Origin of the sequence: Francisella noatunensis subsp. noatunensis (genome assembly GCF_009823375.1) — a bacterium.
GTDB classification, from domain to species: domain Bacteria; phylum Pseudomonadota; class Gammaproteobacteria; order Francisellales; family Francisellaceae; genus Francisella; species Francisella noatunensis.
On the sequence record NZ_WBSX01000080.1, the window covers coordinates 1 to 8,549 of the forward strand.

Genomic DNA, 8,549 nt, shown 5'->3' on the forward strand with positions numbered 1-8,549 from the left:
TTAACAATATATCTCATCAATACATTAGAAAGTTACAGATAGACTTGAATAATAGACCTAAGAAATGTTTAAATTACTTGACACCTAATGAAGTACATTTTGGTATCTCTATAAACATTGAGAATACAATCTAGCTTTTATTAAGCTAATACTTTTAAAAAAATACCTATAACTAATTATCTATATACAGTAAAATATTAGTTAATAATATATAAAATAAATTCTATCTATGAAAAATGAAAAACCTAATTTTGAAGATGTCGCAGAAGCTCTAAAAGTAATGCAAGCCTTAACTACAGCTTCAGAAGCACATGGGCTACTTTGTGCATTATTTAGCTTTGGAGCGGAAGTCAAATTCACTGCGTGGTCAGATTCTTTGATGACAAAACCAATTGAAGAAGGTGATTTAATAGCAGCTTCAGCTTTGCAAACTATGAAAAAACTTTATGACTACACTCAGTCGCAGTTTGATGAAAAAGGGTTAAGTTTTGATCTATTCTTACCAGAAGATGATGAGCCTTTAAGCTATAAAGCTGAAGCATTAACTTATTGGATTAGAGGTTTTTTGTCTGGTGTAGGTTTATTTGGCTTAGACTACGAAAATTCTAAAGATAGAGAAACTAAAGAAGCAATAAGTGATTTGATGAAAATATCTTATATGGATTATGAAGCTCTTGAAGATAATGATGACTGTGAACAAGACTTCATTGAATTGCTTGAATATACAAAGGTTGCAGTATTACTAATTGATAGTGAAAAAGTCTAGGTATTTATATGAATACTAAATATGATATAGCGGTTGTTGGTGGAGGTATTGTTGGCTTATTAACTTCATTAGCGCTTGCTAGAACGGGATGCTCAATTATTCATATTGAGAAAGATGAGCTAGAAGTCAAAAATGATAATCGCAGTATCGCTGTGTCATATTCATCGATAGCATTTTTGAATACTCTTGGTTTGTGGGATAAAGTTGCTAGTAAAACTCAATCCATAAAAAAGGTTCATGTCTCTGATAAAGGACGATATGGTAGAGCTGAGATTTTTGCTAAGGATGAGAATCTGCCATTTCTTGGTGCTATTGCTCCAATGCAGGAGTTATTGTCAGTTGCCTTACAAAGTGTTACAGAAAATCAAAACATTGAAAAAGCTTTTAAGACTAATGTGATTAGTTTGCAAAAGAATGCTGATGATTATTCGTTAGTTGTTGAGCAAGAGCAACAAAATAAAATAATACAAGCTTCTCTGATAATCGCTTGTGATGGTGCAAACTCAAGTATGCGTAAAATGCTAAATGTAGGTGTTCAAACTACTGATTATAAACAAGATGCGATTGTCTTTGATATTCAGACTGATCTGGATAATCAAAATACAGCATATGAAAGGTTTATGACTGATGGTGTGCTTGCAATGCTTCCTAAATCAAAAACTACAATGGGATGTGTTTGGACTGTTGATAGAAATGATTCAAAAGAAAAACTAAATTTAGAGAATAATGAATTTCAAGAGATGATTCAAGATAGATTTGGTTATAGATTAGGTCAGATTAAAGTTGCGACAAAGCCTGCTGTTTTTCCTTTATATCTTGTTCAATCAAATGAAGTATATAAAAATAATGTACTATTTTTTGGTAATGCTTTACATTTTTTACATCCAATATCTGGTCAAGGAATGAATTTGAGTATTCGAGATATCGGATTTTTATATGATTTAATTGTTGAAAGTGATTTTTCACAAAATTCTATAGCAGAAGTTTTAGAAGAGTTTACTAAAGTTAGAAAGCCTGATCATGATAGAACAATTAATATTACACATGGATTTGTGAAATGGTTTGTCTCAAATGATTTTAAATTTGTGGTAAGTAGAAATGTTGGATTACATTTATTACAAAGAAGCAAACTAGCCAAAAAAGTTCTATCTCGAGTAATGATGGGTAAGTTAACAAGAGGTTCAACACTAATGAGAAAGGTGGTTGAAGATGAACATTAGAAATATCCAAAAAGATGTAGTGATTGTTGGTGGTGGTATGGTTGGGCTTAGTTTAGCTTTATCTTTGCATCAGAATGGTCTACAAGTCGCTGTAATAGAAGCAAGAGAAATAAATTATAAGCATCTCAATTCAGATAGAGTAGAAACTAGAGTAAGTGCGGTTAATCATACCTCTAAGAGATTGCTACAAGATTTGGGTGTTTGGAATGCTATTAAAAGCAATCGTATATCACCGTATTATCAAATGCATGTTTGGGATGATATTCCTAGTGAAAGCATTACTATTTCAGCAGAAGAGATATCTGAGCATAGTTTGGGTAATATTGTAGAAAATGATGTTATAACACAAGCTCTTATTACTGAAATTAGTAATACAGGTATTGAAATTTATGCGAATCAGAGGATTGAAAAGATCCAAAAGAATGGTAACACGGAACTAGTTGTTTTAGCTGATAAAATTATCGAAACTAGCTTGATCGTCGGCGCAGATGGAGCTAACTCTTTTGTTAGAGATTATTTTAATTTTGAAACTAAAGTTAAACCATATAAACATACTGCGATAGTGGCAACTCTTGAGCTTGAAAAACAACATAATCAAACTGCATATCAAAGGTTTTATGATAAGGGAGTTTTAGCGTTTTTACCGTTAGAAAATCCTAATAAAGCTTCGATCGTTTGGTCTGTAAAAACTGATTATGCTAATTTCTTGATGAGTTTAGCTGATGAGGAGTTTGAATTAGAGTTAGCAAAAGCAATTAATAAAACTTTTGGAGAGGTTAAACTTTTATCAAAAAAATTTAGTTTTGAGCTAGTTCAACGTCACGCTAAGAGCTATATTAAAAGTAATGTTGTACTAGTCGGTGACGCCGCTCATACAATCCATCCACTAGCTGGTCAGGGTGTAAATATCGGTTTTAAAGATGTTATGGCTTTGAGTAAAATTGTAAGAGAAGCTTTTGCTAAAGGTAGATTGATTGGGCATATCTCAACGTTAGATAAATACCAACGCGAAAGGAAGCTTGATAATACTAAGATGATAGCTCTTATGAAAGCTTTTAAAGAAGTATTTGGTAGTGAGAATGGCTATATTAAAAAAGCTCGTAGAGCTGGATTTGAGTTTGTTGATAAATATAGTATTGTCAAAAGTTTGGTAGTAAAACAGGCTTTATAAACTTATTGATTAATTTCTTGTCGAGCTTTTTCTAAATCTTTTAGAAAATCTTGGTTTCCATTCAAAATTGCAAAATTTGCTAAAGCTACAGTTCTAGCAGCTTGGATATCACTTTTCCAATGTACTCCGCAAATAACTCGACTTTGGGATTTTCTATCAGCTAACTCAAAAAGCTGCTTAGCTGTTTGTGGTTTTAGCTTTGCTAGAATCATAGCGTAATTCCAAGCTCTAGATGAGTGTCCAGAAGGGTATGAATAGCTACTAGGATCCTCATCAGGATCGCAAGGTTTTCTATCAAAAAACACGAAGGGTCTTATTCTTTGGTATTTTTCTTTAGCTGATTGTTTTATATTCGATACATCAGTCGTTGATCTGTTTAATAAAGTGTATATTGCAGGATTTTTGTCTTTAGTAATTTCTTGGCCAAAAGCTTTGCTAAAATCAGCGATATGAACGTCTTGGTCATTAGATGCGTCATGAATTGCTATTTTATAATCAGTAGTATTTTTATTTTGGCTAAATACTGCTTCTGATATCGCTTTGTCACTAGAAAATGCTAATGAATCTGTACTTGGAGGAACTCCGATAATACTATCTATATTTATGATTTGATTTTTGGGTATATATCCACTAGGCCAGTTACTAGCAAGAGAGGATGATAATGTTATAAATATAATAATTGTAATGGATAGAAATTTTTTCATAGTTAGTTTTTGGGTATTAAATTAGTTTTGGAAAATTATATTAACATATTCAGATGTATAGGAAATATTAGTTAAGAGTAAATCTTTATAAATTTATCCCTTGGTTATCACTTCTAATAGTAACTTTATATTGTTGTAAATATAAAAAACAGATGATTTTGATTATAAATTAGATTTTTAAATAGGTGAATTTACAAATATTAAAACTTCTTAATATCAATTCCTAACTTCTTTTGTAGTTTTTCAACATAAGAGAATTCAGTTTCTTTAATGATTAGAATACTATTGCCGGACTTACCCATACGACCTGTTCTACCTGCTCGATGTTGGTAATCTTCTGCTTTGGATGGGATATCATAATTTATTACAAAATCAACATCATTAATATCAAGTCCTCTAGCTGCAACATCAGATGCAACTAAAACTTTGATTTGTCCACTTTTGAATTTTTTGATGGTATTAGCTCTATCAATTTTATTTTGTTCACCATGAATAGAGCCAACCCCACATTCTAGTTTATCTATTTTTTTTGTGACGAAATCAACATCATTGTTTCTATGTAGAAATACTATAGATTTGGAAGGAGATATTTTGTTTAGTAACTTTCGTAATGTATCGGTTTTACGATTACCATCAGCTGTGATATAGCTATGTTCTATAGTTTCTTTTTCTTTGGAGTTATCAATAAGCTCTAAATTTTCGATAAAACTACTCGCAATATCAAAGGCGTGGTTTTTGATAGTAGCAGAGCCTAATATATATTGTAGATTTGTGGTTTTAGAGATGATTTGTTTTAAAAGCTTTAAGCTGTCATCTTCAAGCATACGATCTGCCTCATCAATAATACAGTATTGTAGATGAGCAGCCTTTAGTTTTTTTTGATCGATAAGTTCTAGAATTCTGCCAACAGAGCCAACCACAATATTTGGTTTTTTCTTTAATTTTTCTTTTTGTCTGTCTATCGATGCTTTACCAATTAGTGCTAGTGATTTAATGCCTATACTTGAGAATGTCTCATTTATAAAATTACTAATTTGAATGGCTAACTCATGAGTAGGTGTGAAAAAAACAACTTGTGTAAGAGATTTTTTATCTATTAATAATTTATTCATAATTGGCAAAATATAAGCAAGTGTTTTACCGCTACCAGTTGGTGATTTTAGCCAGATATTTTCTCCATTTGAGATTTTTTCAAAGCTTAAAATCTGTGAGTTTGTAGGTATTTTGATATTTTTATTTTCTAATATTTCTATGATGTTTTGGCTTAAGTTTAAGTCTGAAAATAACATGAACATTTATATTTAAATTGTTATATATGGATAATAGCATATGAGGATGATAATGGCCTAAATTGTTATATCTATTATCTAAGATATGATAATATTTTGCTCAAAAGATTTTTTTAAAATAAATTTATTAAATGAGAACGGACGATTTTGATTATAAGTTACCAGAAGAGTTAATTGCCAGCTATCCTTTAGAAAACAGAGATGCTAGTAGGTTGTTAAAGTTGAATAAGCAAACTGGCGAGATCTTAGATCATAAATTTACTGATTTTATTGATTTTATCAATCCTGAAGATCTGCTTATCTTTAATAATAGTAAAGTAATGCTAGCTAGACTATATGGTGAAAAAACTACTGGCGCAAAGCTTGAATATCTTATAGAAAGAATTAAAACACCTAAAATTTTTGAAACACATATTAAAGCAAATCGCTCACCAGCGATAGGTAGTGAAATATATGTCCAAGATACTTTAGCAAAAATATTAGAAAAAGATGGCGGAATGTATCTACTTAAACTGCAGGGTAGTAAAGATATCTATCAATTGATGGAAGAGTTTGGGCATATTCCTTTACCTCCGTATATGAAGCGAGATGATGAAGAATTTGATGCTGAACGATATCAAACAGTTTATGCAAAAGATTTAGGCTCCGTAGCTGCACCTACAGCCGGTTTACACTTTTCAGAAGAGCTAATCCAACAAATAAAAGCTAAGGGTACTGATATAGCTTATATCACTTTACATGTTGGATCAGGAACTTTTAAACCTGTTCAAGTTGATGATGTCAATAACCATAAGATGCATTCAGAAGTTATATTTGTATCTGAAGGTGTTTGTGAGAAAATTCGCCAAACTAAAGCTAATGGTGGTAGAGTAATAGCTATTGGTACAACTTCTGTACGCTCACTTGAAACAGCAGGTCAAAGTGGAGAAATTCAACCTTACCAAGGTGAGACTGATATTTTCCTATATCCTGGTAGAAAGTTTAATATCGTTGATGCAATGATTACTAATTTTCACTTGCCTAAGTCTACTCTAATTATGCTAGTTAGTGCATTTGCAGATAAAGAAAAGATTATGAAAGCATATGAGCATGCTATAGCTGAAAAATATAGATTTTTTAGTTATGGTGATGCGATGTTTATTTTTTAAAAAATAAGGAGTGTTTCAAATGAAGTACTTAAAAACAATAGTGTGTGTAATATCAATTGTTTTATTAGGCTCATGCTCAAATGAGTAAGATACTTCAAGTGCTAACAGTAATGAATCAATTAAAAGTAATTTTAAAGATATGGGTAATTCTGTTGGAGATTCTGCTAAAGATGTAACTAAAAGTATAGGCCATGATTCGAGAAATATAGTTGATGATAATGGTGATGGATCTATTAAAGAAAATTTTGAAAATATGGGTGACTCCATAGGTGAAGCTGCTAGGGATATAACTAGAAGTATAGGTCATGGTACGAGAAATATAGTAGATGGTAATTGATAGTTATAATAAAGGAGTCTTAAAAATGAAATATCTAAAGTTGATTTATTGTGTTATGTTAGTTGCTCTATTAGGAGCATGTTCTGATAGTGAAGATAGTTCAAGCAATAATGGATCTGTAAAAGGAAACTTCAAGGATATGGGTGACTCAATAGGACATGCAGCAAGAGATGTGACAAGAAGCATAGGTCACGATTCAAGAAATATAGTTGATGGTAATTAATCATTTTTTTACACCTTTAAGATAATTAAAATCTTTTCTTGATGATAGCTATATCCTTTTAGCTTTTAGTAATTTATCATTATCAATATTAATGAAAATCAAGTTAGTTAAATAATGAGCAAAGCATTTTTTTTGATATTGATGGTACTTTAGTACACGAAATAAGGGTGAACTTTTGTTTCAGATAAAAATATTCAAGCAATCAAAAAATTAAGAAAGCAAGGTTATAAGACTTTTATAGCTACAGGTAGATCGCCGAGTTTTATTCCCTCAGCAGTTCTTGATTTGCCTATGGATGGTTATATACAGCAAATGGTTCTGTAGTCAGTGTTGGCGATAAACTTGTCTATGAGAAGCTATTTCCGTAAAGTGCGATTGATAATGTTTTAGAGTTTTGTGAAAAACACAATCATGACTGGCTTTTCGAGGGTGAATTTGCGTATGTGAACAACCTTGAATCAGAAGATCTTAATTATTTTTATGATAACGTGATAGTGAGTAAAGATAAGATCATTACAACACATAACTTATATAATGTAACAATTTATAATGCTTTAGTTTTGGGTAGAAATTTTGATACTGTAGCTTTAGAACATACGTTAGGAGATGAGTGTGTGATAGCTCCGCATAATGAAAATGGTTATGTTGATTGTTATTTAGCAGGACATACCAAAGCAGATGGTATAAATAAGGTTGTAGAATATCTAGATCTTGAAGGATATGAGACATATGCATTTGGTGATGGTAATAATGATCTAGAAATGTTTGATCGTGTTGATGTTGCTGTTGCTATGGATAATGCCGCAATTAAAAGAAAAAGCAAGTCTAATAACTAAAGCAAACTATAATGATGGTGTATATTATGGTTTATTAAAGTTAGGCTTGATTTAGACTTTATTCTTCTGTAGTTTGTTTAGTGGTGAGGGCTAAAATTAACAAACAAAGGAAGATAAATGAATAAGAAAGTTATATTTACTCTAAGTTTTTTACCTCTACTAGCATTAGCTACAGATCAAAATCAAACATCTTTAAAGGGCTCTGATTTAATATCAACTAATGTAGGAGCTACCTATACTTATGTCATAACAGATTCAAAAGACTCTTCTAAAACAGTAAATGATTATCAGCTTATAGTTAAGAGTTGTAATAAAGATAAAACAGAGTGTATATATCATTTCGAATCATGAGTCATACTCTGGCGAAACTGAAATGATGTATGAAATTAAAGATGGTGCGGTGTATTTTGGAAGTAGTAAGGCAAGAGATGAAGATGGTAGTCTACGAAGCGTGGATCTTAAGCTACAGGAATTATTTCCCAAACATATTATTTCTTAATAAAGTTGATAAAATAAATAACACTGATGAAATGTCACATACTACAGGAACTTCGATTATTACAGATGTAATTCCAGAAATAAATATAAATGGTAATACATACAAAAACTGTATTCGTATGGATAATAATGTTACTCAGTGTTTCAATAAAGATCATGGAAATACTTGTAATCACATCATAGACTATGAAATCTACTGTAAAGGTATTGTTGAGTTATTGTCAAATCTGGTGTATGGGAATTAAGCGGCATAATTTTTATCCTGTTTTATTTTGTCAACTTCATGCTCAGAAATGCCATCAATAAAAGTTACATTATTTAGCATTTCATTAATTCTCTTATAGCCATTTAATCTAT

At 31.0% G+C, this 8,549-nt stretch carries 10 protein-coding genes and 2 pseudogenes; 10 read left to right on the top strand and 2 right to left on the bottom strand.

The features are described 5' to 3' along the window. From F8C69_RS11430 to F8C69_RS07160, 4 genes and pseudogenes are all read left to right on the top strand, one after another. Positions 1-134, top strand: a pseudogene (locus F8C69_RS11430) (IS30 family transposase); the annotation flags it as partial. A 95-nt stretch (positions 135-229) separates the two neighbouring features. After that, positions 230-766 (top strand): UPF0149 family protein, encoded by a 537-nt coding sequence (locus tag F8C69_RS07150; RefSeq protein WP_042517948.1) that lies wholly within the window; start codon positions 230-232, stop codon positions 764-766. An 8-nt stretch (positions 767-774) separates the two neighbouring features. Beyond that, positions 775-1,986, top strand: coding sequence for an FAD-dependent monooxygenase (locus F8C69_RS07155; protein WP_159184721.1), 1,212 nt, complete (start codon positions 775-777; stop codon positions 1,984-1,986). Continuing rightward, entirely contained in the window at positions 1,976-3,157 is a 1,182-nt protein-coding gene (locus tag F8C69_RS07160; protein WP_159184722.1) for a UbiH/UbiF/VisC/COQ6 family ubiquinone biosynthesis hydroxylase, read from the top strand. Before F8C69_RS07155 ends, F8C69_RS07160 begins: the two co-directional genes overlap by 11 nt. 2 nt (positions 3,158-3,159) lie before the next feature. Here the strand turns inward: F8C69_RS07160 and F8C69_RS07165 are convergent, their stop codons facing one another. Next, positions 3,160-3,861 (bottom strand): acid phosphatase, encoded by a 702-nt coding sequence (locus F8C69_RS07165; protein ID WP_159184723.1) that lies wholly within the window; start codon positions 3,859-3,861, stop codon positions 3,160-3,162. Between the two features lie 200 nt (positions 3,862-4,061). After that, entirely contained in the window at positions 4,062-5,150 is a 1,089-nt protein-coding gene (locus F8C69_RS07170) for a DEAD/DEAH box helicase (RefSeq protein WP_159184724.1), read from the bottom strand. Between the two features lie 131 nt (positions 5,151-5,281). On the opposite strand from F8C69_RS07170, the gene queA reads away from it, so the two are divergent. The 6 genes and pseudogenes from queA to F8C69_RS10685 all read left to right on the top strand — a co-directional run bounded on the left by queA (position 5,282) and on the right by F8C69_RS10685 (position 8,437). Beyond that, entirely contained in the window at positions 5,282-6,298 is a 1,017-nt protein-coding gene (gene queA, locus F8C69_RS07175; RefSeq protein ID WP_159184725.1) for a tRNA preQ1(34) S-adenosylmethionine ribosyltransferase-isomerase QueA, read from the top strand. Between the two features lie 139 nt (positions 6,299-6,437). Beyond that, on the top strand, positions 6,438-6,635 hold the full coding sequence (locus F8C69_RS10675) for a hypothetical protein (RefSeq protein WP_234384230.1): 198 nt from the start codon (positions 6,438-6,440) through the stop codon (positions 6,633-6,635). Positions 6,636-6,660: 25 nt separating this feature from the next. Continuing rightward, a complete protein-coding gene (locus F8C69_RS07185; RefSeq protein ID WP_159184726.1) occupies positions 6,661-6,858 on the top strand; it encodes a hypothetical protein in 198 nt (65 codons plus the stop codon). A 125-nt stretch (positions 6,859-6,983) separates the two neighbouring features. Next, positions 6,984-7,749, top strand: a pseudogene (locus F8C69_RS07190) (Cof-type HAD-IIB family hydrolase). A 62-nt stretch (positions 7,750-7,811) separates the two neighbouring features. Next, positions 7,812-8,045, top strand: a complete 234-nt coding sequence (locus F8C69_RS10680; RefSeq protein WP_234384231.1) for a hypothetical protein — start codon at positions 7,812-7,814, stop codon at positions 8,043-8,045. A 56-nt stretch (positions 8,046-8,101) separates the two neighbouring features. Beyond that, positions 8,102-8,437 carry a hypothetical protein gene (locus F8C69_RS10685; protein WP_234393244.1) on the top strand — a complete coding sequence of 112 codons (336 nt, stop codon included), beginning with the start codon at positions 8,102-8,104 and terminating at the stop codon, positions 8,435-8,437. Positions 8,438-8,549 lie beyond the last annotated feature (112 nt).

What these genes read in the sequence shown, in the direction of transcription:
- F8C69_RS10680 (WP_234384231.1), top strand. Translation starts at nt 7,812, where the DNA reads ATGAATAAGAAAGTTATATTTACTCTAAGTTTTTTACCTCTACTAGCA.
- F8C69_RS10675 (WP_234384230.1), top strand. Translation starts at nt 6,438, where the DNA reads ATGGGTAATTCTGTTGGAGATTCTGCTAAAGATGTAACTAAAAGTATA.
- F8C69_RS07185 (WP_159184726.1), top strand. Translation starts at nt 6,661, where the DNA reads ATGAAATATCTAAAGTTGATTTATTGTGTTATGTTAGTTGCTCTATTA.
- F8C69_RS07150 (WP_042517948.1), top strand. Translation starts at nt 230, where the DNA reads ATGAAAAATGAAAAACCTAATTTTGAAGATGTCGCAGAAGCTCTAAAA.
- F8C69_RS07160 (WP_159184722.1), top strand. Translation starts at nt 1,976, where the DNA reads ATGAACATTAGAAATATCCAAAAAGATGTAGTGATTGTTGGTGGTGGT.
- queA (WP_159184725.1), top strand. Translation starts at nt 5,282, where the DNA reads ATGAGAACGGACGATTTTGATTATAAGTTACCAGAAGAGTTAATTGCC.
- F8C69_RS07155 (WP_159184721.1), top strand. Translation starts at nt 775, where the DNA reads ATGAATACTAAATATGATATAGCGGTTGTTGGTGGAGGTATTGTTGGC.
- F8C69_RS07170 (WP_159184724.1), bottom strand. Translation starts at nt 5,150, where the DNA reads ATGTTATTTTCAGACTTAAACTTAAGCCAAAACATCATAGAAATATTA.
- F8C69_RS07165 (WP_159184723.1), bottom strand. Translation starts at nt 3,861, where the DNA reads ATGAAAAAATTTCTATCCATTACAATTATTATATTTATAACATTATCA.